Source organism: Sorangium sp. So ce145, assembly GCF_051525985.1.
In the GTDB taxonomy this organism is placed as follows: Bacteria; Myxococcota_A; Polyangia; order Polyangiales; family Polyangiaceae; genus Sorangium; species Sorangium cellulosum_B.
Window position 1 is genome coordinate 10,376,598 of the sequence record NZ_CP150315.1, and the last position, 24,793, is coordinate 10,401,390.

Here is a 24,793-nt window from a genome sequence, read left to right on the forward strand (position 1 = left end):
AGAGGTGCGGAGCGTCCTCTACCGCTTCCCGGATCTGCAGCAGTTCGAGCAAATCGTGTGCGATCCGGAGGAGCGTGACCTCGAGCTCGGACTGCCCGCGGGGGAGGTCGTGGCCGATGGCGAGTGGGTGCTCGCCATCTTCGAGCTGGGCGAAAACCGCCGCGCGACGTCGGCCGCGGCGTGCGCGTCGGTCTCACCGGAGGGGGCGCGGCTCACGTTCGAGCCGCGCGACTGGCATCGCCTCGCCCACTTCGCGCGGACGGAGGCGCCCCGCCCCGGATCCGTGCCCGACACCGACGCCGCGGCGCTCCTCCGCGCCGCGGACGGGGCCGGGCCCGCCGCGTCATCCGGCGTCCAGGGCGCCGGCCCGGCGGGCCGGGCGCCGACGCCCCCTGCGCCGCCTCGGCTGAAGGGCAAAGGCTCGCGGGTCCTCGTTGTCGACGACGACCCCCACATCCGCGAGCTCCTGTCGGCGATGCTCGAGGCGGTCGAGCTCGCCGTCGTCGCCGTCGCCAGCGCGGAAGAGGCGCTGGCGCAGGTCCGCGGCGCACCGTTTCACCTCGTGGTCCTCGACTGGAACCTCCCGAAGATGACCGGCATCGACCTGTGCCGGACGCTGCGGCAGGAGCCCGGGCTCCGCGATCTTCCGGTCCTCTTCCTGACGGCGCACGCCTCCTCGCAGGACATGGTCGAGGCCTTCGCCAGCGGCGCCGACGACTACATGGTGAAGCCATTCCGCGCCCCCGAGCTGGGCGCTCGCATCTTCAGCCTGCTCCGCCGGACCCGGCGAGGCACCCCCTGAGGCGCCTCGCCGCGGCGCGGCGGCCCCGCCGTGACGCGGGCTCGCGCTCGGGCGCCGCGCTCAGGTTCCGCGCTCAGAAGGCGACATCGACGTTGAGGTTGATCACGCCGATGCTCTGCGCGTAGTGCCCGCCGGAGTCGGGAGCCCTCGAGTTGGGGTGCAGGCCGGCGGTGATGCTGTCCCCCGTGGTGTCGCGGCTGACGTAGAACAGGTGGGTATACGACGCGGCGAGGTGCAGCTGCTTCGCGACATGGAAGCGCCCGCCGAGGGCGAACGAGACGTCGTGGAAATCGACGCCCGATGGGTCCAGGGTCTCGTCCGGAACCGCGTTGGAGTCGTACCCGACGCCGCCGAAGACCTCGATCGCAGGCCGCGGCCAGTGGCTCCAGCCTGCCCGCACGCCGAACGTGTCGTTCCAGCGGCGAGGGATGTTCTGCACCACGCGGGCGCCCTCTCCGGCGAAGCCGTCGCGGTCGATCTCGCACGCCGCGCCGACCTGGGTGAGGCACTGGTTTTCCATCGAGCTCCACCGCGTCCAGTCGCCGAAGAGCCGGATCTCGAAGCGCTCCGCCGGGACGAAGCGGGCGCCGAGCCGCACGATGTCCGGCAGGCCCTGGTGCAGCTCCACGTCGCTCGGGGAGCTCGACACGCCGCTGAAGCGGTTGGTGAGCGTGCCCTCGAGCGACTCTCCCCCCGTGACGTTCGGCCGCGACTGGTACGACGCGCCGATCCAGAGCTGCTCCGGCACCGCCTCGACCAGCGCGCCGACGCCGAAGCTCGCGTGGAAGCCGCTCACCTCGAGCAGCGAGCGCCCCTCGGTCGCAAGGAGGTTGTCGCCGGAGGCGTTGCGGGCGCGCACGGTGTTCACCTGGGTCCGAATCAGGTTGCCGGAGAGGCCGAGGCTGAGGCGCAGCGCCGGGATCTCGTAGGCGGCGGCGAGGGTGAAGAACATCGCCTGGAGCGAAGACTCGATGGAGTGCCAGCGCTGCACGCCGTCCACCGGCCCGGCGAGCTCGCGATTGCCCTCGAACGCCGCGTTCGTGTCCCAGGACGCGGCGCCGCCGAAGGGCACATAGACGCCGGCGCCCAGCGCCAGATCGCCGAGCCTGGCCGACGCGCCGAGCATCGGCGAGGCAGCCACGTTGAACAGGCTCGCCGCCCCCGTGTTCGCCCGCGGCACCGTCACGTCATCGGTCGCCGCCGCCGAGTGCGTGTAGGACGCGGCGCGCAGCGCGATGTTTCCGTCCAGGAACAGATGAATCCCCTCGCTCTCGGCGAGGCCTGCGGGGTTGTAGTAGACCGCGGTCGGATTGCTCGTGATCGGGTTGCCGTGCTCGCCGCCAAACCGCGCGGTCGCGAACCCGCCGGCGAGCGCGGATCCGGTCCAGGCGAGACCGCCGAGGAGGCCGACGGAGATCGCGAAACAGGGACGGTTGATGGACATATCCGGTGTTCTCGATTCTGAGGCGGAGGAATGCGGCGCCTGCGGCGGACCCTGCATGGTAGGGTTGCAACACCTGCCACGTCGGGGAAGGTTCTACCCGATCAAGTCAAATGTCACCTTTCGCACGGTGTCAAATGCTTTTCTCCCGCACCATCCGGACAACGCTCGCCTCAGCTGCCTTCACCACCACGGCGCTCCTCATCGGCTGCGCCGACCCGGCAGGCAGATACGATGACTTCGAAGCTCGCGATACGACGATCCGCGAAGACCAGAGCAGCGGCGAGGGTGGTGGTGGCGGCGCTGGAGGCGGCGGGGACAACTGCCTGCCGGAAGCGGGCGCCGTCGATGGCGATTTCCTCTTCAGCCTCTCGGCCTATCTCAACCCGCGGGCCCCTATCCTCTTCGTGGCCAGCCTGACCACCCAGGCCAGCGACGGCGGCCTGAGCTTCTCGCTGACCTTCCAGCCGCTCGTGGCCGCCGATCGCAAGACGCCCACGGGCGAGCCGTTCGACGTGGGTCCCTTCGAGCTGTCCGCCGATGGGACGTTCACCGCGCAGCTGCCCACGCTCGTCGTGCCGGGCGACGCCAACCCCATCTCCGGCAGCGAGCTCGAGGCCACCATCACGCTGACCGGCGGCTCCCTCTGCGCGCCCGCCGACTTCATCTGTGGCATTGTCACCGGCACGACGGCGAGGCCGCTCCCCCTGAATCTCAAGGGCTCTGCCTTCGCCATGGAGCGAATCGCCGATCCGAGCAGCTACCCGGCGCCGGTCATCAACTGCAAGAGAGACCCGGCGAACCCGCTCCCGTGAGCGCCCGGTCGGGTCACGCCACGGCCTCCGCCGCGGCGGCGCCTTCGAGCTCGATCAGCGAGATCTCGGACGGCGCGCCGACGCGCATCGGCGGCCCCCAGTAGCCCGTGCCGCGGCTCACGTAGATCTGGCTCTCGCCGTGCGAGGACAGCCCGGCAACGTAGGGCTGGTCGAGCCGCACGAAGAAGTTCCACGGGAAGATCTGACCACCGTGGGTGTGGCCGCTGAGCTGCAGGCCCACGCCCCGCTCCGCGGCCTCCACGATCTGCTTGGGCTGGTGCGCGAGCAGCACGAGCTCGCGAGAAGGGTCCCGCCCCGCGAGCGCGCGCGCGAGGTCGGGGCCGTGGCCGCGGCCCATGCCGCGGGAGCTCCAGTCGTCCACGCCGGCCAGGTCGAAGCCGTGCTCGCCGTCGCCGATCGAGACACGCTCGTTGCGCAGCACCGTCACGCCGAGCCGGCGGAGCTCCGCGATCCACGCCTCGGCGCCGGAGTAGTACTCATGGTTGCCCGTCACGAAGAAGACCCCGTGCTTGGCGCGCAGATCGGCGAGCGGCGCAGTGTGCTCGCGGAGCTCTTCCACGGAGCCGTCGACGAGATCGCCCGTGATCGCGATGAGATCCGGATCGAGCGCGTTCACGCGCGCGACGACGCGCTCGAGCCAGGCCCGGCCGATCGTCGGGCCGATGTGGAGGTCGGTCAGCTGAACCACGCGAAAGCCCGACATGGCCGCGGGGAGGCGGCGCAGGCGGACGCGCACCGGGCGGACGGCGACCTCGCCGAGGGCGCTCGCGGCGCCGGCGACGCCGAAGCCCATGGCGAGCGCCCCGGCCGCGCCCGCGAGGGCGCGCGAGAGGAAGGTGCGGCGCTCGCCGTCGAGCGGCTGGTTCAGGAGCGCGGTGACGCCGTGGGCGCCGAGGCGGACGAACTCGGAGGTCAGCAGGAGGAAGAAGAGCAGGACGGCGAGCCCGACCCACGTGTAGACGATGCCCGCGACGACGCCGGCGATGTGCCGGGGCAGCGCGCGGGTGAGCAAGAGGCCGAGGGGCACCAGCGAGGCGAGCACCACGAGGGCCACGCTGCCGGCGCGGTGCCAGAGCGGGCCGAGCTCGGGCGCGCGGATCAGGCGCTGCCAGAGGTAGTAGTGGACGCCTGCCACGATGGCGCTGAAGACAGCGATGAAGACGACGAAGGAGAGGAGAGGCCGCTGCACGCGTCCAGCATGACCACGGCGGCGCGCGCCCGCCGCTCCGTTCCGCGCCGGAGCCGGGCTCGACAACACTTCTTCACGGAGCGACGCGGCGGGCGGCGGCTACGACGTGCTCACGCACACGCCGAACCCGGCGGGGTAGATCGCGCTGCCGCCCTGGCACTTGGCGCCTGCGCCGCACTCGGGCGCCCTGCTGTCGATCCGGCAGAGCTGCTTGCACTGGTCCGTCAGCATCGAGCACACGAAGCCGGGCGCGCACGGGCAACGCTCGTCGGCCCGCCCCTCGCCGGGCACCACGCAGCTCGTCGTCCCATCCTCGCGGACGATCGTGCAGGTGAGGCCCGTCGGGCACACGCTGTCGTTCAAGAGCTCGCAGTTCGTCGCGGGAACACAGACGGGAATCGGGACCGGAGCCCTCGCGCTCGCCTCGACGACCGACTCGGCCATCGGCCGCTCGTCGCAGTACGTCCCCGCCGCGCAGCTCTCGACGTGACCACAGCAGTACTGCCGGCACACGCCGCCCTCCCCGTCGGCTGCCACGCACCCCAGGCCAGCCGCGCAATCGGCGGCGCTGTGACAAGGGCCACCTGCCTCGAAGCGGCCCGCCGGCCCGCAGCTCGGGATCGCATCACCGTCGTCGAGCACGAGCTGGCAGTGCAGCGTCTGCGCGGCAGGGAGCCCCGTCCCTGTGCCCGCGTCGCCGTCCGACGAGCACTCGGCCGGCTCCCCGCCTGGGGTGCAGCCATCGCCGCACAGGTAAGCGAAGCGGGTGTAGGGGTCCTGCGCCTCCGGAGCGGCCGGGATGTTGAGGTCCTCGTTCACGACGCCGCCGGCACCACCGTTGCCGCTGGCGCTGCCGCTCGCGGGCGGTGGGCTGCCGCCCGATTGGGTCGACTCGCCCACGCCTCCCCCACTCCCGAACGCCGCCCCGCCGTCTTCGTACCCACCCGCCGAGGCGTCGTCCACCGAGCACGCGGAGAGCGCGAAAACCCAGGTCGCCATGAGGCCAGAAAGCAGACGGGCGTGGTGTGAGCTCATTCCAGGACCACCAGAAAAGCACAAGCGGAATGAGCGTATCATGTCGCCTCCTGCATTCACAGAATGTGCCGATTCCGTGTGTCGTCGCCAGGGCGCCGAGCGCAACCTGGGTGAGGACGCCGCCCTGTGCGCTGGGGTGAGGACGCCGCCCTGTGCGCCGCGCGCACGGGGGCACCTCGCCAGCGGGCATCCCTGGCGCAAGCATGACGCCCGTGTCGCGCCGCGCGCCGGGCCCCGCGCGAGGGGTGTGACGGCGCCTACCGCGCCTCGATGTCGCGGGTGACCACGTTGCCCGCGCTGTCGTAGGCGCGCACCGCGAGCAGGTGCGCGCCCGGCGGCACGATCGCGCCGAGATCCGCCTCGAACGGCTCGACGGCCTCGTCGAAGACGCCGTCGCTCGGGAAGATGGGCCGCCACTCCTCCAGGCCCGCGATCGAGACCTCGACGCGCGCGACCGGACCGAGGCCGTCCGCGACCTCGCCCGTGAGCCGGCGCCCCTGCAGCGCGAGCGCCCGGAACACCGGCGGCGTGCTGTCGACGAGGACGGTGCCGGACTCGAGGCTGTGGCGCAGCGTGCGCTCGGGCGGGTTCGCCAGCTCGTCGCTCGCCTCGACGAGGATGCGGTACTCGCCTTCGGGAAGCGCGGTCGTGTCCCATACGTGCTCGGCGCGCGTCACCTTCTCGCCCGGCTTCAGCAGGCTGCGCCAGGTCGACTGCCCCTCCATCCGGTAGGAGAGGCGGTAGCGGAGGTCGTCCTGGTCTGGATTGTCGACCTTCCATGTCAGCTGGAGCGCGCTCACGGGCTTCGGCGCCTCCCCGCCCGATGGCGGGAGGCTCGAGCGAGAGGGCTTCGTCTGCCCCTTCGGCGCGGCCTCGATCGACGTGACCACGGCGCGGGCGTTGTCGGTGACGAACGAGAGCTTCACCTCGCGGAGCACCGCGCCCGGATCGCGGCGCCAGCGCGCGCGGATCTGCGCGAAGCGCGCCGGCGGGCTCTTCACGTCGCCCGGCGCGGCGAGCGCCGTGGACCACGGGCTCCAGGTGCCGTCCGGCGCGTCGGTGTTTCCGCTCCGGGTCTCGAGCTCCAGCGCGCCGTCGGAGCGCCACGAAAGGCGCCCGAACGTGGCCCGCAGCCCGGCGTCGAGCACCTTGCTCGTCCACACCGCGTCGGCGCCGCCGACGCCCTTCACCTCGTGGAAGACCGCGGGGTCGGTGGTCGCGACGAACCTGCGCCGCCCGGCCATCATGAAGGCGCCGACCTGGCGCTCGTCGGTGTCGGCGACGAGCCGCGCGACGTGGTTGTCGCTCACGGTGTAGAGCTGGCCTTCCGCGCCGGTCCCGACGTACGGCGTAAAGTCGTCGCCGAGGCCGAGCGAGACGTAGTGGGTGTCGTCGTCGCTCATCATCTTCTCGGCGACGCCGCTCCGATCGAAGCGCATGAGCACGCCCTTGCCGGGCTTCGGCGCGCGCGCCGGCTGCGGCGACGGCGGCCCGCTCCGGTTGCGCTTCGGGGGGGCGAACGCCTCGGCGTACTTGTTGGCGATCGCGTAGATCGCGCCGCCCTTCGCGCCCGGCGCGATCGCGATGGCCTTCACGTCGTCGGCGTCGAAGTCGTAGAGCACGGTCGCGCGCCCGGGCGCCGTGACTTTGTAGAGGAGCGCCTTGCCGTTCGAGCCGGCGTAGACGGCGCCGTCGTCCCCGACGGCGACGCACATGAGGTGCGGCTCGTCGCTGTCGAAGTACACCTGGGCCTTGCCCGCGGCGTCGACGCGGAACAGCTTCCCCCCCGAGCCGGTCGCCGCGTAGAGCGCCTTCGCCCGGGGATCGTACGCGAGGCCCCACACGTCCTCGGTGTCGGGGAGCTCGGCGAAGACCTTCGCCGGACCACCGTTGCCGGCGCCGCGCGGCAGGCGGAAGAGCTTGCCCTCGGGGAAGGTCCCCGCGATGACGTCGCCGCCTTCCGCGAGCGCGAGCGCGCTGACCGCCATCTGCCCGGTCGTGGCCACGAGCGCGACCCGGCCGCCCGAGACGCTGTAGATCTTCCCCTCGTTGCCGGTGCCGAGCAGCACCGTCCCGTCCGGCAGCACCACGGAGCTCCAGATGGACGTCGCGTCCGGCAGCGGCGTCGCGCCGAGCGTCAGCCCGGCGCGCACGGCGCCGTTCGAGTCCACGCTGACGCCGGTGAGATCCCCGCCCTTCAGGTCCTCGAGCGATCGGAGCTCGAAGCTGCGCGTGCCCACCGCGTGGGCCGGCAGCGCCACGAGCCCCACGGCGGCGGCGGCGGCGGCGAGGAGCCTGCGCGGAGAGGGGACGGCGCGAGGGTGAGGCGATCGGGAATGGGCAGAAGAGCGCTCTGTGCTCATGGGTCGCAAGATGGAGGGGGTCAGGGAGAGGGGGATCAGGAAAGAGAGGGAGGCGGGAGACCGGCGGGCTCAGCGGAGGATAGGCCGGACCGTGACGCTCACGGAGTCTTTCCCGACGAGGAAGCGCTTGAGGGACACCGGCACCTGCACCTGCGCGCCGAAGGTCTCGGGCGCGTCGGACGCGGAGCTCGGGCGCAGCGTGTCCATCGCGCCCGGGGGGAGCCGCGAGGCGACCTTGCCGCGGTACGCCGCGCCGTTCTCCCGGAGCCGGAACGTCGCGACGACGCTCTCCGCGTCGTGGGTCTGGCTCGGCAGCATCGCCACGAGCTCTGCGACGTTGTTCGGGGTCGCCATCGGGCGCTCCACCTCGTAGCCGGGCGCGAGATCGATGTCCACCCGGCCGCCGGCGAGCTCGCGCGGCACCGGCACCTCGATGACGCGCGACTCGACGAGGCCCTGGTGGGGCTGGAGATCCAGGCGGATCCGCGCGGGCGCGCCCGCCTCGATCTCCGGCTCGAGCACCTTCGCGCCGCGCAGCAGCACGACCTCGCGATCGAAGGTGACCTTCACGCGGGTGTCGACGCGCTCGATCGAGACGTCCTCCCAGGGGTTGTTGAGCAGGGCCCCCATCGCCCGGACGAGCCGGCTGCGGACGAAATCGTCGCTGCTGAGCGGGGTGCCGTTGCCGGCGCCGAAATCGACCAGCGAGATGGTGCCGTAGCGCCCGATCTTCACCTGGCTCACCGCCCGCCAGGTCATGTCCCGCCGCTCGGCCGTCGTCGCCTCGACGGCGTTGCCGACGGCCATCGAGACGAAGGCGGGCGCGAGGAACTGATCGTGCGCGACCTCGACGTTCCACGTCGGGTGCGGCGCGCCCTCCACGCCGTCGATCTGGACGCGCATGGGGAAGACCGGCGCCTTCGCCGAGCTGTCGACGACGATCGCGGCCTGCCGATCGTTCACCAGCGTGCCCAGCGGCCGCACCGCCTCGCCGATCTTGAAGCTCCGGTTCTGGCTCGCGAGGATCCAGTGGACCCGCGCGATCGCGGCGGGGAGGTTCGTGACGCCGCCGTTCATCATCGGGTGGCCGAACGCGACCAGCTTGTCGCCCGACACGCGCGTGACCGTGCCGATGCCCATCGCGGAGATGTCGCCGCGCACGAGCTCGACGCCGATCGCCCCCCCGTCGACGTACCTGGTCGGCGCGCCCGGCTCCGGGCTCGCGGACGAGCCGCCGCCGGCCTGCATCGGATCGAGCCCCATGGGGCCGAGCAGATCGCTCGCGATGCGCAGCGACGTCCCGCCGAGCCCGCCGAGCATCACCGGCGTCGAGGCGCGCGCGAGGCCCGTCGACTCGGGCGGGGCGAGCGACGGCGCGACGCGCGCGGCGATCTGGCTGGCGTGGCCGGCGAGGTCGTAGGCGTCGACGGCCCCCAGGAAGCCGCGGCTCCCGTGCAGGCGGGCCGGCGCGGCGGCGCGCGGCGGCGGCGTCGCGCCACCGGCGCGGCTCACCGGGGCGGGCAGCGGGCCGCCGACCTTCGGGGCGATCCCGCGCGGGAGCGGCCGCGCGAGCTCGTCGAGCATCGACTTGATCGGGGTGACGCCGGCGATCGCCTCCGCGCCGAAGAGCCAGCCGTACGCGTAGGCGCCGATCATCTTGCCGTTCAGGTAGATCGGGCTGCCGCTCATCCCCGCCACGGTGCGCGCGACCTCGAGGCGCGGGTGCTGCGTCTTGACGAGGACGAGGTCCTGGTTCGGCCGGAAATTGCGGAGCGTCGAGATGACCTCGACGTCGAACTTCTCGGGCGTGGTGCCGGAGAAGACGGTGAGGCCGTACCCCTTCATGCCCGGCTTCACCTCGGAGAGCGGCAACGTATCGGGCGGAGCGGAGATCGCCTGGGCCGCGCCGACGCCGACGGCGACGCTGCACGCCGCGCCGGCGAGCAGGCTCAGGGGGATGAGGCGGCCGTCGCGATCGACGAAGGCGCGGGCGGCGCCCGCGATCGCCCTCGCGCTGCGGGTCGCGAGCGGGGCGGCGCGCGCTGTGAGGAAGGAATCCGGACGAAACCACGGCATGTTGCGCAGAGGCACGGGCCAAGCTTAGCCCGGATTTGGTAGCGCGACAGAGCGGGGGCTCGGGCCGCGCCGGGAGGTCGCCGCGCTGCCCAGGGTCGCCGTTTTCCAGAGGCGGGGCCCGCCGGCGACGCTAGGCTTCGCCCCGTGAAGGATATCGCGGCGACCGCGACGCTCGTCCTTTCGTTCGCCGCCTGGGTGACCACCCACGTCGCGCTGGCCGCGCGGCTCGCGCTCCGGAGCCAGCCGCGCTGGCGCGGGCTCGTCGCGCTGGTGGTGCCGCCGCTCGCGCCGATGTACGGCTTCCGGCTGGGGTGGCGGCGGACGAGCACCCTGTGGCTCGTGTGGCTGATCGTGTACGTGCTCGCGCTCCTCGTCGCGCGGGCGTGAGGAGCAGCGCGTGGCGCCTGACGTGAAGGCTGACGGCATGAGGGCTGACGGCGTGAAGGAGGAGATGACGGCGAAGCGGCGCCCGGGCGCGCCGCCCGCGATCCTCGTCGGCACGATGAACTTCGGCGGCCGCACGCCGCCCGAGGAGGCCGAGCGCATCACCCTGCGCGCGCTCGAGCGAGGGATCACCGCGTTCGACACGGCGAACCTCTACCAGGACGGCGCGTCCGAGCGGATCCTCGGCCGGGCGCTCCGGGGCCGCCGGGCCGAGGCGCAGATCGCCACCAAGGTCGGCCTGCGCCGCGTCGGGGGCAGGCCCGAGGGCCTCGGGCGCGAGCGCGTGATCCGCGCCGTCGAAGAGAGCCTCGCGCGCCTCGGCACCGACCGCGTCGACGTCTGCTATCTCCACGCACCGGACCCGGAGACGCCCATCGAGGAGACGCTGTCGGCGATCGACGCCCTGCTCGAGCAGGGGAAGATCCTGCAGTACGGGGTCAGCAACTTCGCGTCGTGGCAGATCCTGGAGATCATCGCGCGCCGCGACGCCGTCGGGAAGCCGCGCCCCGCCGCCTCTCAGGTGCTCTACAACGCGCTGATCCGCCAGCTCGACGTCGAGTACGCCGCCTTCGCGCGGCGGTACGCGCTGGCCACCGCGGTGTACAACCCGCTCGCCGGCGGGCTCTTGACGGGGCGGCACGCGGGGCCGGAGGCGACGCAGGCGGGCTCGCGCTTCGAGCGCAACGGCGTCTACCAGCGCCGGTACTGGAGCAGGCGCATGTTCGAGCTCGCAGCCGGCTACGCCGCGGTGGCGGCGGACGAAGGAATGAGCCTGCTCTCGCTGTCGTACGCCTGGCTCGCGGGGCGGGACGTCGTCGATTCCATCCTGGTCGGCCCGGTCCGGGCAGAGCACCTCGACACGGCGGCCGACGCCGTCGGGCGCCCGCTCTCGGAGGAGGCGGCGCGGCGCATGGACGCGCTCTACCGCGATCACCTGGGCACCGACGCGAGCTACGCGCGATGATCGAGCTCCTGCTGCCCGGGGCCAGGGACCTCGATCTCGCGGGCCCCCTGGCCGACTACGCCGCCCGCGGCCACGCCCGCCTCGGGCGCGTGATGACCGACGCGGGGCTCGCGGCGCTGCGCGCGCGCTCGGATGACCTGATGCTCGGGCGCGTCACGTACCCCGGGCTCTTCTTCCAGCACGACGCGGCGTCGGGCCGCTACGAGGATCTGCCGTACGGCAAGGGCTACCAGGGGCCGAGCACGTCGTACCGGAAGCTCGAGAAGCTCGAGAAGGACCCGCTGTTCCTCGCCTGGATCGAGAACGCGCTCTTCGAGCGGATCGCGCGCGCGATCATCGGCGGAGAGGTCTCCATCTACCGGGCCGTGCTCTTCAACAAGGCCGCGTCCGGAGGGACGCCGCTGCCCTGGCACCAGGACGGCGGCAGCTACTGGGGGCTGGATCGCGACCCCGAGCTGCAGATCTGGACCGCGCTCGACGACGCCCCCGCCGACGGCGGCTGCGTGGAGGTGCTGGAGGGCAGCCACATCGACGGGCTCGCGACGCCGCTCGGCGGCGTCGTTCCGAGCGACCGCGTGCGCGCGGCCGACGCGGACGCCCGCAAGATCGCGCTGCCGGCGCGCGCGGGCGAGGCCCTGCTGATCCACAACTACCTCTGGCATTGCTCCGCCGTGAACCGGAGCGGCCAGCCGAGGCGAGCGTTCACCGTCTGCTACATGAGCAGGGCGACCCGCTGCCTCCGGAAGAAGAAGGCCCCACGCACGTTCACGCCGGTGTTCTGAGCTCCCCCCGGGCAGGCGGCCTCGGCGCGGTCGGCGGCCCCTCGCTCGCCAGCCCCCCCCTTCCCCTGGCTCGCACCGGCTTCCCCGGGGCGTTCTCCGGCCGGCGTCGACGTTTCGAGAATTTTTCGATCCGGCGTCGCATCCAGTTCGCCCCCGTGTCGTAAGGACGGACGCCTGCATCCGCGGCAACTTGCCGCGCCCCCGCGGCGACCTGCCGCGGCGTGGAGCCTCAATTACCCACAGCGGCAATCTGCCGCAGTCACGCGGCACTTTGCCGTCTTGTCGCACCCCGCCAGCAAGCCATAACTGCGCCCGCGCGTCCCTCCGACGCCCACCACAACCCTATGGCTCGGTTCCTGTTCCCACGATGGGCCAACAAAGTGGTTCCGCTGGGGCTGCTCTTCGGAGTTCTGCCCCTCGGCGCCGCTGTGATCGGCGGATTCTGGTACTACGGTACCAACAAACATCTCGAGGTCGGGTATCAGCCGGATCAACCGGTTGACTATTCCCACAAGCTGCACGCCGGCGACCTCGGCATCGACTGCCGCTACTGTCACAGCACAGTAGAGGTATCCAGCTTCGCCGCAGTTCCCCCCACCGAGACGTGCATGAACTGTCATGCCAAGGTGCGGCGGGACAGCGAAAAGCTCCTCCTCGTGCAGGAGAGCTGGGCGACGGATCAACCCATTCCCTGGGTGCGCGTCCACAACCTTCCGGACTACGCCTATTTCGACCACTCGGCCCACCTGGCCGCAGGGGTCGGCTGCGTGAGCTGTCACGGACGCGTGGACCAGATGCACAAGGTCCGGCAGGTCCAGCCGCTCACCATGGGATGGTGTCTGGACTGCCACCGCGATCCGGGTCCCAACCTCCGCAATCCCGCCGACGTCACCAAGATGGATATGGCGCCCGCGACGGCCGCCATGGCGGGCGCCGGCATCCCCGCGAGCCACGAGCCTTACCAAGATCGCGTGCCAGCGGTCACTTCCTCCGGGCGGCAGGTGCAGGCGCCGCTCCACTGCTCGGGGTGCCACCGATGAGTAAACGAACTCCCCTCCCCCTCGCCCAGGACCTCTCCGGAAAGACCTACTGGCGCAGCTTGGACGAGCTCTCCGGCTCGCCCGACTTCGTCGACGCGCTCGGGCGCGAGTTCCCGCCGGCCGCGTTCGAGCCGCCGGAGGGCGTCGGGCGGCGCACGTTCCTGAGCCTCATGGGCGCGTCGCTCGCGCTCGGTGGCCTCGTGGGCTGCCGCCGGCCTGTCGAGCAGATTCTTCCGTACTCGCGGTCCCCGGAGGAGGTCATCCCGGGCAAGCCGCTGTTCTTCGCGACGGCGCTCCCGATGATGGGCACGGCCTTCGGCGTCATCGTCGAGAGCCACGAGGGGCGGCCCACCAAGATCGAGGGCAACCCGAAGCACCCCGAGAGCCTCGGCGGGACCACCCTCTATACCCAGGCCGCGGTCCTCGACCTCTACGATCCCGATCGCAGCAAGTCGCCGCGCGAGGGCGCGAACGAAAAATCCTGGGACGACGCCGCGGCGTTCCTCCGCACCGAGGGCGACAAGCTCCGCGGCCGCGGCGGCAAGGGGCTCACGATCCTGACCGAGGCGCACCGGTCGCCGACGCTGGCCGCGCGCCTCGCCGATCTCCGCAAGACGCTGCCCGAGGCGCGCGTCGTCCGGTACGAGCCCTTCTCGCGCGACGCCGCGCGTGAGGGCGCGCGGCTCGCGTTCGGCAAGCCGCTCGAGACGACGCTCGACCTGACGAAGGCGCGCGTGATCGTCGCGCTCGACGCCGACCTGTTCGCCTCCGACGGCAGCCCGCTCAAGCAGGGGCGCGCGTTCACGGCGGGCCGCGCGGTCGACAAGGACCCGAAGGCGATGAACCGCCTCTACGCCGTCGAGAGCACCTTCACGATCACCGGCGCGGCCGCGGATCACCGGCTCCGCATCCAGAGCCGCAAGATCCCCGCCTTCGCCTTCGCCCTCGCGACCGAGCTCGGCAAGCGCGGGGTCGCGCTCGACCCGCAGCTGCTCAGCGCGCTCGAGGGCAAATCGGAAGGGCTCGACGCCAAGGCGACGCGGCACGTCGCCGCCATCGCCGCCGACCTCGCCGCCAACCGCGGCCAGGGCGCGGTCGTGGCCGGGCGCTCGCTGCCGAAGGAGGTCCACGGGCTCGTGCACCTCATCAACCTCGCGCTCGACAACACGGGCAAGGCGGTCCGGCTCGTCGCGCCCTTCGACGACTCGCGCGAGGGCCCCGAGGCGCTCGTCGAGCTCGCGCGCTCCATCGAGAAGGGCGAGGTCGAGACGCTGATCATCCTGGGCGGCAACCCGGCCTTCGACGCGCCCGCGGACGCGCGCTTCGCCGACGCGCTCGCCAAGGTGCCCGCGAGCGTGCACGTCTCGACGCACGTCGACGAGACGAGCGAGCGCACCCGCTGGCACCTGAACCGCGCCCACCCGCTGGAGTCGTGGAGCGACGTGCGGGCGGAGGACGGGACGGCCAGCATCGCGCAGCCGCTCATCGCGCCGCTGTTCGGCGGCAGGACCGACGCCGAGGTCATCGAGCTCCTGCTCGGCGGCTCGCGGACGGCGTACGACCTGGTGCGGGCGACCTGGCTGACCGCCGAGGGCGCGAAGCGCACCGAGGACGACTTCCGCCGCGCGCTGCACGACGGGCTCGTCGCGGGGAGTCAGTTCGCGGACGAGCAGGTGGCCGCCGCGGCGCAGGGCGCGATCGAGGCGCTGCGCGCGTTCGCGCCCGCCGTGGGCGAGGGCCTGGAGGTGACCTTCCGGCCCGACGTGCACGCGTGGGACGGCCGGTTCGCGAACAATGGGTGGCTCCAGGAGCTGCCCCACCCGATGACGAAGCTCACCTGGGGCAGCGCCGCGAACCTCTCGCCCTCGACGGCGGCGCGGCTCGGCCTGAAGGACGGCGACGTCGTGACGCTGACCGGCAGCGGCGCGTCGGTGCGGATCCCCGTCCTCGTCGCGCCGGGGCAGGCGGACGACTCGGTGGGCATCACCGTCGGCCAGGGGCGGCGCGCGAAGCTCCGGGTCGGCCATGGCGTCGGCGTCGACACGACCCCGCTGCGGAAGAGCGACGCCTTCGAGCTCGCCGGCGGCTTCTCGCTCGAGAAGACCGGCGAGGTCGTCGAGCTCGCGCGCACCCAGGAGCACTTCGTGATGGAGGGCCGCCCGCTCGCGCGCGAGGGGACGCTCGCCGAGTTCCAGAAGGACGCGGCGTTCGCCCAGAAGCAGGTCCACGTGCCGCCGCTCCTCAGCCTGTTCAAGGAGCCGAACCGGCGGCAGGGGCACGCCTGGGGCATGACCATCGACCTCAACGCCTGCATCGGCTGCAACGCGTGCGTCGTCGCCTGCCAGGCCGAGAACAACATCCCGGTCGTCGGCGCCGACGGCGTGCGGCAGACCCGCGAGATGCACTGGCTCCGGATCGACCGGTACTTCCAGGGCACGGACCCGAACGAGCCGGAGAGCATCTCGCAGCCGCTCCCCTGCCAGCACTGCGAGAACGCGCCGTGCGAGCAGGTCTGCCCGGTCGCCGCCACGACGCACAGCCCCGAGGGGCTGAACGACATGGCGTACAACCGGTGCGTCGGCACGAAGTACTGCGCCAACAACTGCCCTTACAAGGTCCGTCGCTTCAACTTCCTCGAGTACGGCCAGCCGGACTCGGAGGAGCGGAAGATGCAGTTCAACCCCAACGTCACCGTCCGATCGCGGGGCGTCATGGAGAAGTGCACCTTCTGCGTGCAGCGGATCAACCACGCCAAGATCGACGCCAAGCGAGAGGGGCGGGAGCACATCAAGGACGGCGAGATCGTGACCGCGTGCCAGGGCGCTTGCCCGACGCAGGCCATCGTCTTCGGCGACCTCGACGACCCCAAGAGCCAGGTGGCCGCGGCGGCCGCTAGCCCGCGCGGTTACCGATTGCTGGACGAGATCAACACCAAGCCGCGGGTCACGTACCTCGCCAAGATCCGCAACAAGAACCCGGAGCTCGCCGACGCATGAGCGCCACAGCACCCCTCCAGGTCGATCACCCCCGGCTCTCGGACCGCGCCGCCCTCTTGGACGAGGCGCCGCTCGTGCAGGGGAAGGACGACTTCCGCTCTCTCACCGACAAAGTCGCGGGCATCGTCCTCAGCAAGCGCCCCCCCGGGTGGCTCGTCCTGCTGTGCCTTGCCATCAGCATCCTCTTCATCCTCGCTGGCTCGCTCGTTCACCTCGTCGGGACCGGTATCGGTATCTGGGGGCTGAACACCACGGTCAACTGGGCGTGGGACATCACCGGCTTCGTGTTCTGGGTCGGTATCGGCCACGCCGGCACGCTGATCAGCGCCATCCTCTTCCTCTTCCGACAGAAGTGGAGGACGAGCATCAACCGCGCCGCGGAGGCGATGACGATCTTCGCGGTCGCGTGCGCCGCCATCTACCCGGTGGCCCACCTGGGCCGGATCTGGTTCGCCCACTGGCTGTTCCCGATCCCGAACCAGATGAGCCTCTGGCCGAACTTCAAGAGCCCGCTGCTCTGGGACGTGTTCGCCGTCTCGACGTACGCGACGGTCTCGACCCTCTTCTGGTTCGTCGGGCTCATCCCCGATCTCGCCACGATCCGCGACCGGGCCACGACCCGGACGAAGCAGATCGTCTTCGGGATCCTCAGCCTCGGCTGGCGCGGCTCGCACCGCCACTGGCTCCACTACGAGAAGGCCTACCTGATCTTCGCCGGGCTCTCGACGCCGCTCGTGCTCAGCGTGCACACGATCGTGTCGTTCGACTTCGCCGTCTCGATCGTCCCCGGCTGGCACACGACGATCTTCCCGCCGTACTTCGTCGCCGGCGCCATCTTCAGCGGGTTCGCGATGGTCGTCACGCTGATGGTGTTCGCGCGCAAGGCGTTCGGTCTCGAGGGGCTCATCACGATGCGGCACCTCGAGAACATGAACAAGGTCATCGTCGCGACCGGCACCATGGTCGGTTACGCGTACGGGATGGAGCTCTTCATCGCCTGGTACAGCGGCAACGGCTACGAGCAGTTCGCCTTCCGGAACCGCATCCTCGGCCCGTACGCCTGGGCCTACTGGACCATGGTGAGCTGCAACGTGATCTTCCCGCAGCTCTTCTGGTTCAAGAAGGTGCGCACCAGCATCCCGGCGATGTTCATCATCTCGATCCTGGTCAACATCGGGATGTGGTTCGAGCGCTTCGTCATCATCGTGACGAGCCTCCACCGCGACTTCCTCCCCTCGAGCTGGACCTACTTCCGCCCGACCATCTGGGACATCTCGACGTTCTTCGGTTCGTTCGGCCTCTTCTTCACGCTCTTCCTGCTGTTCGTCCGCTACCTGCCGATGGTCGCGATCAGCGAGGTGAAGGGGGTCACGGCGGCGGCCGATCCTCACGGCTCGCACAGCAACGACGAGGCTCATCATGCAGCGTAACAGCGATGCTCGACGCCAGAAGCGCTCCGGGAAGCCCTCCTCGGCCGAGGAGGCACGAGCGCTCAAGGACTCCGCGCGCGACAGCCAGCCCGACATCAAGCCGCAGGGCCACGTGCCCGAGGACGACGCGGAGTACGACGAGCCCCGCGAGAGCGGGCCGCACGGTCAGGCCGCGCTCGCGATCGAGCGCAAGCAGGAGCGCAAGGCCGAGCAGGAGGCGGACGGCGAGTCGACCCTGTTCGGGGTGATGGGCTACTTCACGACCCCGAAGGACATCTTCCACGCGTGCGAGGCGCTCCGGGACGCCGGCTACAGCCGCTTCGACGCGCACACGCCGTTCCCCGTGCACGGGCTGGAGAAGGCGATGGGGCTCAAGCCGTCTCCGCTGCCGTGGCTCGTGCTGGGCGGCGGGACGGCGGGGCTCGCCAGCGCCATCGCGCTCGCCTGGTACACGCAGTACTACGACTATCCGCTCATCATCAGCGGCAAGCCGTCGTTCTCGTACCAGGCCTTCATCCCCATCTTCTTCGAGCTCACGGTCCTCTTCGCGGCGCTCACGTGCTTCTTCGGGCTCTTCGCGCTCGGGCGCCTGCCCACCTTGTTCCACCCCACCATGACGCACCCCTCGTTCCCGCGGGCGACCGACGACGCCTTCTTCATCAGCGTCGAGGCGAGCGACCCGAAGTTCGATTCCACGGAGACGCGCAACCTCCTCCAGCGCCTCGGCGCCCAGGGCATCCGGGAGGTCTCCTCGTGAAGCGCTGGTGCATTCCCCTCCTCGTCGTCCTGGCGGGCTGCCGCGGACAGGCGAGCAGCGATCCGCCGATCCACCTCTTCGGAGACATGGACTGGCAGCCCAAGTTCCAGCCCGAGGAGGGCACCCGCCTGTTCCCCGACGGGCGGGCGATGCGGCCGATCGTCGAAGGCACGGTGGCCCAGGGCGCGCTCGACGAGAGCGACGCCTACCGCACCGGCAAGGACGGCGAGACGTTCCTGGCGTTCGCGCCCATCACCGTCGATGAGGCGGTGATCCGGCGCGGCCAGGATCGCTTCAACATCTACTGTGCACCGTGCCACGACCAGAGCGGGAGCGGCCAGGGCATGGTGGTGAAGCGCGGGTACCCGCCCCCCATCGACCTCGCGTCCGAGCGGGCCCTCGGCCTGCCCGACGGCGAGATCTTCAACGTCATCACGAACGGCGTGCGCAACATGCCGTCCTATCGGAAGCAGATCCCGGTCAAGGACCGGTGGGCGATCGTCACGTGGGTGCGCGTGCTGCAGCGCAGCCAGCACGCGCGCATCGACGACGTGCCCGAGGCCCAGCGGGGCAACATCGCGAAGGAGAGCGGAACTCCATGAAGTCCCACGGAAGTGCTCTGGCCGAGGACGCGAAGGTCCTCGATCCGGCGGTCGCGAAGCGGCTCGTCTCGGGGAGCATGGTGCTGGCGATCGTCGGCGTGGTGCTCTCGGCGGCGGCGGCGGTCTCCGACGCGAAGCGCTTTGCGTTCTCGTACCTCACCGGCTTCACGTGGCTCGTGACGATCGGGCTCGGCGCGCTGTTCTTCGTGATCATCCAGCACCTGACCCGCGCGCGCTGGTCGGCGGCCGCGCGCCGCCACATGGAGTGGATGAGCGGCATCCTGCCCGCCTGCATCGTGCTCTTCCTCCCGGTCGCGGTGCTCGCCCACGACATCTACCATCACTGGATGGGGCCCGACGCGGCGAACGATCATGTGCTCCACCAGAAGGCGCCCTACCTGAACCCGACGTTCTTCTACATCCGCGCCGCGGTGTTCCTCGCGGCGTGGGCGGGCCTCGCGCTGTGGTTCATCAAGACCTCCCGCGCGCAGGACAAGAGCGCCGATTTCCGGCCCACCGCGAGGATGCGCGCCGGCGCGGCCCCGGCCGTCATCGTCTTCGCCCTGACCATCTCGTTCGCGGCGTTCGACTGGCTGATGAGCATCGACCCGCACTGGTACTCGACGATCTTCGGCGTCTACGTGTTCGCCGGATCGGCCACGAGCTCCCTCTCGGCGCTCGCGCTGATCACGATCGCGCTCCACAAGGCGGGGCTCCTGCGCAAGGTGAGCAACGTCGAGCGCCAGCACGACATCGGCAAGCTGCTCTTCGGTTTCACGATCTTCTGGGCCTACATCGCGTTCTCGCAGTTCATCCTGATCTGGTACGCGAACATCCCGGAGGAGACGATCTTCTACCAGCACCGCTGGGAAGGCTCGTGGAAGGTCGTGAGCCTGGCCTTGCTGTTCGGGCACTTCGTCGTTCCGTTCCTCGTCCTCCTGTCGCGGCACGCGAAGCGGAGCCCGCTCGTGCTCGGCGCGGCGTCGGTGCTCCTCCTCGTGATGCACTACGTCGACCTCTACTGGCTCGTCATGCCGAACGTGGATCACCACGGCGCGCACCTGAGCTGGATCGACCTCGCCGGCTTGCTCGGCCCGCTGGGCGTGGGAGCCTGGATGCTCGCGCTCCAGGCGGCCAAGAGCCCGCTGTATCCCCTGAACGACCCTCACCTTGCCGAAGCGGCTCGGATCGACAACCCGTAAGGAGCCGGCCATGAGCGAAGCGACCGACAACACAGCGACCGATCACGCCGAGGCCCAGGCCGAGGTGGATCGACCGAACAACTCGCTCATCTTCGTGATCGTGATCGCCACGCTGCTCTCGATCGTGGTGACCGTGCTCTTCGTCAACGAGATCTTCAAGGCGACGATGGAGCGGGAGATCTCGACCAAGGTGCTGGAGCCGCCGAGCAGCGGGGTCCGCAGCCTGCGGGCCTGGGAGAAGGAGCGGCTCAGCCACTACCAGTGGGCTGACGAGAAGAAGGGCGTCGTCCGCATCCCGGTCGATCAGGCCGTCGCGCTCACCCTGAAGGACTACCAGGAGAAGCGCGTGAGGACCGCGGCCGCTCCCGCCGCGACGACCGAGCCCGCGCAGCCCGCGGACGGCGCGGCGAAGCCCGCCGAGGGCGCCGCCGCCGGCGAGCCGTCGAAGGGCGAGGACGCGGCGAAGCCGGGCGACAAGGACGCGGCGAAGCCGTCGGACGCCGCCAAGCCCGCCGAGACGGCCACGCCCGCGAAGCCCGCCGAGACGGCCAAGCCCGCCGACGCCGTGAAGCCCGAAAAGCCCGCGGACGGCGCGGTGAAGCCCGCCGCGCCTGCAGGCGCGGCGCCCAAGCCCGCAGCCCCGGCGACCCCCGCTCCGGAGCAGTGATGTCCCGCCCGCTGTCTGCCCTGCTCGCCGTTCTCGCGCTCGTGGTGGCCACGGTCACCCCGGCGCGGAGCGCGCGAGCCGCGGACACGACCATTCCGACGGAGCTCGCCGGCATCGACATCGAGGAGCGGCCGGGAGCCCTGCTCCCGCAGAAGCTCCGGCTCCGCGACCAGTCGGGGCAAGAGGTCGAGCTCGCCAAATATGCGGCGGGCGACAAGCCCCTCGTCCTGGTGCTCGGTTATTTCGAGTGCCCGATGCTGTGCTCGCTGGTCCTGAACGGCGTGCTCCAGGCCATGAAGGAGAGCGCCTGGACCGCGGGCCAGGAGTACCGCGCCCTCGTCGTCAGCTTCGACCCCCGCGACACGCCCGAGGCCGCGCGCAAGAAGCGGGCGAACTACATCGAGGCGTACGGCAAGCCGGTCACCGGCGACGGCTTCGACTTCCTCGTCGGAGACGAGGCGTCGGTGCGCGCGCTCGCCGACGCGGTGGGCTTCCACTACCGGTGGGACGAGACGACCGAGCAGTACGCGCACGCGGCGGGCGCGTTCGTCTTCACGCCCGACGGGCGCCTGTCGCGCACGCTGTACGGCATCTCCTTCCCACAGAAGAACTTCGGCCTCGCGCTGCGCGAAGCGGGCAGCGGGCAGGTCGGGAGCGCCTGGGATCGGGTGCTCTTGTTCTGTTTCCATTACGATCCCAACGCCCGCGGGTACGTCCTGGCGACGAGGCGGCTGATGATGGCGTCAGGCGTCGTCACCGTCGTGCTCATCGGGCTCTGGCTCATTCGCTTCTGGCGGACTGAACGCTCCCGCACGAGGGCGCGTGTAAACGAGGCTTCCTAGATACAAGGTGGCGGAGCCACAACTATGGTGATGAAAAACCCGATCGAACTCGGCTCCTTCTGGCTGCCCCGCCAGGGCTCGACGCTCGCTGAGCACATCGACGCCGGCTGGGACGCGGCCTACTGGACCGCCGTCATCTTCTTCATCCTGGTCACCGGGGCGGTCGTGCTGTTCGCCCTCAAGTACCGGCGGCGCAGCGAGCGCGACAAGACGAGCCCCATCGATCACAGCACGACGGTCGAGGTCGTGTGGACGCTGATCCCGCTCGCCATCGTGATCGCGCTCTTCTTCGTGGGCTTGCGCGGCTACGTGCACGCCTCCGTGGCGCCGGCCGAGTCGTACGAGATCAACGTCACGGGCGAGATGTACATGTGGACGTTCACCTACCCCGACGGCACGACGACGGTGAACGAGCTCGCCGTGCCGCGGGGGCGCCCGGTGCGGCTCATCATGAGCTCGAAGGACATCCTCCACAGCTTCTACATCCCGGAGTTCCGCGTGAAGCAGGACGTGGTCCCGGGGTCGTACACGTCGCTGTGGTTCGAGGCGACGGAGACGCGGGAGACGGTGCTCCTGTGCACCGAGTACTGCGGCTCCGGTCACTCCGACATGCTGGCGACCGTCAAGGTGCTGGAGCAGTCGGACTTCGAGAAGTGGCTCGAGGGCAACAACAACAGCGACCTGCCGCCCGAGGAGCTCGGCAAGCTGCTCTTCGCCAAGCGGAGCTGCGCGACCTGCCACTCGCTCGACGGGACGCGCATCCAGGGCCCGTCGCTCAAGGGGCTCTTCGGCCGCGAGGAGGAGCTCGCGGACGGGGCCAAGGTCATCGCGGACGAGAACTACTTCCGCGAGAGCCTGTTCAACCCCGGCGGGCAGGTCGTTCGCGGCTATCCGCCGGTGATGCCGTCGTTCAAGGGGCTCCTCAAGGACAAAGAAGTGGACGCGCTCATCGCTTATCTGAAGTCGGTGAAGTGAGCGCCGGGGAGAAGCAGTCATGTCGCAGACCGTAACAACCCTCGACGTCAATACGGCACCCGCCGGCGGCCACGGAGCGGACTACATCCGGGCCCAGAGCGGGATCATGTCGTGGCTCACCACGGTCGATCACAAGCGGATCGGCCTGATGTACCTCATCAGCACGTTCATCGCGTTCGGCATGGGCGGGCTCTTCGCGCTGATCCTCCGGCTCGAGCTCCTGACGCCGAAGGAGACGCTCATGAGCGCGAACACCTACAACCAGATGTTCACGCTCCACGGCGCGGTGATGACGTTCCTGTTCATCATCCCGAGCATCCCCGGCGCGCTCGGCAACTTCCTCCTGCCGATCATGATCGGCGCGAAGGACGTCGCCTTCCCCAAGCTGAACCTCCTCAGCCTGTACCTCTACTGGATCGGCGCCCTCTTCACGCTGTCGTCGCTCGTCACGGGCGGCATCGACACCGGCTGGACGTTCTACGTGCCGTACTCGAGCACGGTGACCACGACGTCGGTCCTGAGCGTCACGTTCGGCGTGTTCATCCTCGGCTTCTCCAGCGTGCTCACGGGGCTGAACTTCATCGTCACGATGCACAAGCTCCGGGCGCCCGGGATGGGCTGGTACAAGATGCCGCTCATGCTCTGGGCGATCTACGCGACGAGCATCGTCCAGATCCTCGCCACGCCGGTCCTCGGCATCACGCTCCTGCTGCTCATCGCGGAGCGCGCGTTCAACATCGGCATCTTCGATCCGGCGCTCGGCGGCGACCCGGTGCTCTACCAGCACTTCTTCTGGTTCTACAGCCACCCGGCCGTCTACATCATGATCCTGCCGGGGATGGGCATCATCAGCGAGCTCATCGCCGTCCACGCGCGGCGCAGGATCTTCGGCTACAAGGCGATCGCGTTCTCCAGCATCGCCATCGCGCTGGTCGGCTTCCTCGTGTGGGGCCACCACATGTTCACCTCCGGCCAGAGCGAGTTCGCGGCGATCATGTTCTCGTTCTTGACCTTCCTCGTCGCCATCCCCAGCGGCGTCAAGGTCTTCAACTGGACCGCCACGCTGTGGCGCGGCTCGATCAGCTTCAACGCGCCGATGCTCTACGCGCTGTCGTTCCTCATCCTCTTCTCGATCGGCGGGCTCACCGGCGTCTTCCTCGGGATGCTCAGCGTCGACCTGCACCTGCACGACACGTACTTCGTGGTCGCGCACTTCCACTACGTGATGGTGGGCGGCACCGTCATCGCCTTCATGGGCGGGCTCCACCACTGGTGGCCCAAGATGACGGGGAAGATGTACTCCGAGAAGCTCGCCGCCGTCGCCTGCGTGCTCATCTTCATCGGCTTCAACGTCACGTTCTTCTCGCAGTTCGTCCTCGGCAGCCGCGGGATGCCGCGCCGCTACTACAACTACCTGGACCAGTTCCAGCCGCTGCACGCGTTCTCGACCGTGGGCTCGTGGATCCTGGGCACCGGCTTCCTCGTGATGACCATCTGCTTCATCCGCTCGCTGCGCTCCGGCGCGCCGGCGCCGGCGAACCCCTGGGGCGGGCTCAGCCTCGAGTGGACCACCGCTTCCCCGCCCATCACCGAGAACTTCGTCCGCACCCCGGTCGTGACCAAGGGCGCCTACGATTTCAACACGGAGAACGCATGAGCGCGCACGCCGAGGCCGCCGACCGGCCGAACAAGGCAGGCCCGATCCTGTCCCCCAACTTCCACGTCGCCCATCATTTCGATTCCGCCGACACGCAGTTCGACGCCGGCAGGATGGGCATCTGGCTCTTCCTGGTCACGGAGATCCTGCTCTTCGGCGGGCTGTTCTGCGCGTTCGCCATCTTCCGGGGCTGGTTCTTCGACTCGTTCGTGGAGGCCCACCATCACCTCGACAAGGTGATGGGCGGCATCAACACGATCGTGCTCATCTGTTCCAGCCTCACGATGGCGCTCGCCGTCCGGTCCGCGCAGAAGAGCGACCAGAAGACCACCACCCGGCTGCTCGTGGTGACCCTGCTCTGCGCGGCCGTGTTCCTTGTGATCAAGTACTTCGAGTACCAGCACAAGTTCCACGACGGCCTCCTGCCCGGGAAGTACTTCACCGCCCAGGGCTTCACCACGGCCCACGCGGGGATCTTCTTCGCCATCTACTTCATGATGACGGGCATCCACGGGCTGCACGTCGTCATCGGGATGGGGCTCATCACGTGGATCCTCATCCGCAACCTGCGCGGTGAGTTCTCGAGCCGTTACTACTCGCCGGTCGAAGGGGTGGGGCTGTACTGGCACCTCGTCGACCTCATCTGGATCTATCTCTTCCCCCTGCTCTACCTGGTGGGCTGAGGCCTAGAGG

At 70.2% G+C, this 24,793-nt stretch carries 21 protein-coding genes; 16 read left to right on the forward strand and 5 right to left on the reverse strand.

What is annotated here, in order from left to right:
- Positions 1-4 precede the first annotated feature (4 nt).
- Entirely contained in the window at positions 5-802 is a 798-nt protein-coding gene (locus WMF34_RS38550) for a response regulator transcription factor (protein ID WP_012240182.1), read from the forward strand.
- Positions 803-875: 73 nt separating this feature from the next.
- Here WMF34_RS38550 and WMF34_RS38555 read toward each other — a convergent pair whose 3' ends face one another.
- Complete coding sequence (locus tag WMF34_RS38555) at positions 876-2,246, reverse strand: OmpP1/FadL family transporter (RefSeq protein ID WP_437990921.1); 1,371 nt, start codon at positions 2,244-2,246, stop codon at positions 876-878.
- A gap of 134 nt (positions 2,247-2,380) precedes the next feature.
- On the opposite strand from WMF34_RS38555, the gene WMF34_RS38560 reads away from it, so the two are divergent.
- Complete coding sequence (locus WMF34_RS38560; protein WP_080599132.1) at positions 2,381-3,058, forward strand: hypothetical protein; 678 nt, start codon at positions 2,381-2,383, stop codon at positions 3,056-3,058.
- 13 nt (positions 3,059-3,071) lie between these two features.
- On the opposite strand, the gene WMF34_RS38565 is transcribed toward WMF34_RS38560, so the two are convergent.
- The 4 genes from WMF34_RS38565 to WMF34_RS38580 form a co-directional block, all read right to left on the reverse strand.
- A complete protein-coding gene (locus tag WMF34_RS38565) occupies positions 3,072-4,268 on the reverse strand; it encodes a metallophosphoesterase (RefSeq protein ID WP_437990922.1) in 1,197 nt (398 codons plus the stop codon).
- 99 nt (positions 4,269-4,367) lie between these two features.
- Complete coding sequence (locus WMF34_RS38570) at positions 4,368-5,267, reverse strand: hypothetical protein (protein ID WP_437990923.1); 900 nt, start codon at positions 5,265-5,267, stop codon at positions 4,368-4,370.
- Positions 5,268-5,560: 293 nt separating this feature from the next.
- Complete coding sequence (locus WMF34_RS38575; protein ID WP_012240187.1) at positions 5,561-7,666, reverse strand: hypothetical protein; 2,106 nt, start codon at positions 7,664-7,666, stop codon at positions 5,561-5,563.
- A gap of 69 nt (positions 7,667-7,735) precedes the next feature.
- Entirely contained in the window at positions 7,736-9,757 is a 2,022-nt protein-coding gene (locus tag WMF34_RS38580) for a SpoIVB peptidase S55 domain-containing protein (RefSeq protein WP_157907210.1), read from the reverse strand.
- A 129-nt stretch (positions 9,758-9,886) separates the two neighbouring features.
- Between WMF34_RS38580 and WMF34_RS38585 the strand changes: the two genes are divergently transcribed.
- The 14 genes from WMF34_RS38585 to WMF34_RS38650 all read left to right on the forward strand — a co-directional run bounded on the left by WMF34_RS38585 (position 9,887) and on the right by WMF34_RS38650 (position 24,783).
- Positions 9,887-10,129 (forward strand): hypothetical protein, encoded by a 243-nt coding sequence (locus tag WMF34_RS38585; RefSeq protein WP_012240189.1) that lies wholly within the window; start codon positions 9,887-9,889, stop codon positions 10,127-10,129.
- A gap of 37 nt (positions 10,130-10,166) precedes the next feature.
- A complete protein-coding gene (locus tag WMF34_RS38590; RefSeq protein WP_437990924.1) occupies positions 10,167-11,150 on the forward strand; it encodes an aldo/keto reductase in 984 nt (327 codons plus the stop codon).
- Complete coding sequence (locus tag WMF34_RS38595) at positions 11,147-11,932, forward strand: phytanoyl-CoA dioxygenase family protein (RefSeq protein WP_012240191.1); 786 nt, start codon at positions 11,147-11,149, stop codon at positions 11,930-11,932. Before WMF34_RS38590 ends, WMF34_RS38595 begins: the two co-directional genes overlap by 4 nt.
- Positions 11,933-12,276: 344 nt before the next feature.
- Complete coding sequence (locus WMF34_RS38600) at positions 12,277-12,972, forward strand: cytochrome c3 family protein (RefSeq protein ID WP_012240192.1); 696 nt, start codon at positions 12,277-12,279, stop codon at positions 12,970-12,972.
- Entirely contained in the window at positions 12,969-15,968 is a 3,000-nt protein-coding gene (locus WMF34_RS38605; RefSeq protein ID WP_437990925.1) for a TAT-variant-translocated molybdopterin oxidoreductase, read from the forward strand. The genes WMF34_RS38600 and WMF34_RS38605 overlap by 4 nt, the downstream gene beginning before the upstream one ends.
- Complete coding sequence (gene nrfD, locus WMF34_RS38610; protein ID WP_012240194.1) at positions 15,965-17,398, forward strand: NrfD/PsrC family molybdoenzyme membrane anchor subunit; 1,434 nt, start codon at positions 15,965-15,967, stop codon at positions 17,396-17,398. Before WMF34_RS38605 ends, nrfD begins: the two co-directional genes overlap by 4 nt.
- Positions 17,388-18,155 carry a DUF3341 domain-containing protein gene (locus tag WMF34_RS38615; protein WP_437990926.1) on the forward strand — a complete coding sequence of 256 codons (768 nt, stop codon included), beginning with the start codon at positions 17,388-17,390 and terminating at the stop codon, positions 18,153-18,155. The genes nrfD and WMF34_RS38615 overlap by 11 nt, the downstream gene beginning before the upstream one ends.
- Positions 18,152-18,757 carry a c-type cytochrome gene (locus tag WMF34_RS38620; protein ID WP_437990927.1) on the forward strand — a complete coding sequence of 202 codons (606 nt, stop codon included), beginning with the start codon at positions 18,152-18,154 and terminating at the stop codon, positions 18,755-18,757. Before WMF34_RS38615 ends, WMF34_RS38620 begins: the two co-directional genes overlap by 4 nt.
- Positions 18,754-19,959, forward strand: coding sequence for a hypothetical protein (locus WMF34_RS38625; RefSeq protein ID WP_437990928.1), 1,206 nt, complete (start codon positions 18,754-18,756; stop codon positions 19,957-19,959). Before WMF34_RS38620 ends, WMF34_RS38625 begins: the two co-directional genes overlap by 4 nt.
- Positions 19,960-19,969: 10 nt before the next feature.
- Positions 19,970-20,626, forward strand: a complete 657-nt coding sequence (locus WMF34_RS38630; RefSeq protein ID WP_012240198.1) for a hypothetical protein — start codon at positions 19,970-19,972, stop codon at positions 20,624-20,626.
- Positions 20,626-21,468 carry an SCO family protein gene (locus WMF34_RS38635; RefSeq protein WP_012240199.1) on the forward strand — a complete coding sequence of 281 codons (843 nt, stop codon included), beginning with the start codon at positions 20,626-20,628 and terminating at the stop codon, positions 21,466-21,468. The genes WMF34_RS38630 and WMF34_RS38635 overlap by 1 nt, the downstream gene beginning before the upstream one ends.
- A 30-nt stretch (positions 21,469-21,498) precedes the next feature.
- Complete coding sequence (gene coxB, locus WMF34_RS38640) at positions 21,499-22,443, forward strand: cytochrome c oxidase subunit II (protein ID WP_231864477.1); 945 nt, start codon at positions 21,499-21,501, stop codon at positions 22,441-22,443.
- A 19-nt stretch (positions 22,444-22,462) separates the two neighbouring features.
- Positions 22,463-24,100, forward strand: a complete 1,638-nt coding sequence (gene ctaD, locus WMF34_RS38645) for a cytochrome c oxidase subunit I (protein ID WP_012240201.1) — start codon at positions 22,463-22,465, stop codon at positions 24,098-24,100.
- Positions 24,097-24,783: a cytochrome c oxidase subunit 3 family protein gene (locus tag WMF34_RS38650; protein WP_044966841.1), complete on the forward strand. Its 687-nt coding sequence runs from the start codon at positions 24,097-24,099 to the stop codon at positions 24,781-24,783. Before ctaD ends, WMF34_RS38650 begins: the two co-directional genes overlap by 4 nt.
- Positions 24,784-24,793: the final 10 nt, after the last annotated feature.